Source organism: Streptomyces sp. NPDC017520 (genome assembly GCF_044329855.1).
Classification (GTDB): domain Bacteria; phylum Actinomycetota; class Actinomycetes; order Streptomycetales; family Streptomycetaceae; genus Streptomyces.
Map to the genome: position 1 here is coordinate 1 of NZ_JBIRKB010000047.1, position 1,106 is coordinate 1,106.

The following is a 1,106-nucleotide window of genomic DNA, read 5'->3' on the forward strand; positions in this document are numbered from 1 at the left end:
ACCGCGTCGAACGCGGCCTGCAACGCGTCGACCTTCGGCACCACCAGGTAGTCCGCGAACTCCGGGGCATCCGCGGTCAGCACCCTCACCGCACCGTGCTCACCCAGCACCGGGGCGGTGGCCCCGGCACCGGCACCCAGCGCCACCGCGACCGGATCACCGATACGGCGGGCCAGCGTCAACAGCTCCAGGGTGGGCTTGCGGACCGCACCGTCCACGTGATCGACCAGAACAAGAACTTCAGCCATGACAACGCACTCCAGACGAGAAATGACGAGAGAGAGGAACAGCGGGAAAGGACATGCGGACTAGATGAACTTCTGGCCCACGAGGAACTCGGCGAGCTGCCTGCCGCCCTCACCCTCGTCCTTCACGATCGTGCCCGCCGTCCGCGCCGGACGCTCCGTGGCCGAATCGACCGCCGTCCACGCACCCGCCAGACCCACCTCGTCCGCCTCCAGCCCCAGATCATCCAGATCCCAGGACTCGACCGGCTTCTTCTTCGCCGCCATGATCCCCTTGAACGACGGGTAACGGGCCTCACCGGACTGGTCGGTCACCGACACCACCGCAGGGAGCGACGCCCGAAGCTGCTCGGACGCGGTGTCACCGTCACGACGCCCGGTCACCACACCACCGTCCACCGCGACCTCCGACAGCAGCGTCACCTGCGGCACACCCAGACGCTCCGCCAGCAGAGCCGGCAGCACACCCATCACACCGTCCGTGGAAGCCATCCCACAGACCACCAGGTCATACCCGGCCTTCTCCACAGCCTTCGCCAGCACCAGCGACGTACCCATCACATCACTGCCGTGCAGATCGTCGTCCTCGACGTGAACCGCCTTGTCCGCACCCATCGACAACGCCTTGCGCAACGCGTCCTTGGCATCCTCCGGACCCACCGTCACCACGGTGATCTCCGCATCGTCCGCCCCGTCAGCGATCTGCAACGCCTGCTCGACCGCGTACTCGTCCAGCTCCGACAACAGACCGTCGACATCCTCACGATCCAGCGTCAGGTCATCGGCGAAACGCCGGTCACCGGTCGCGTCGGGCACGTACTTCACACAGACAACGATCCTCAAGCTCACGCCGGCTCTCCT

The 1,106-nt window shown here is 66.5% G+C and carries 1 protein-coding gene and 1 pseudogene; both read right to left on the bottom strand.

Going from position 1 to position 1,106, the window contains the following annotated elements:
* Positions 1–248 (bottom strand): annotated as a pseudogene (locus ACH4KB_RS37920) (electron transfer flavoprotein subunit alpha/FixB family protein); the annotation flags it as partial.
* A 60-nt stretch (positions 249–308) separates the two neighbouring features.
* Positions 309–1,094, bottom strand: coding sequence for an electron transfer flavoprotein subunit beta/FixA family protein (locus ACH4KB_RS37925; protein ID WP_398071645.1), 786 nt, complete (start codon positions 1,092–1,094; stop codon positions 309–311).
* Positions 1,095–1,106 lie beyond the last annotated feature (12 nt).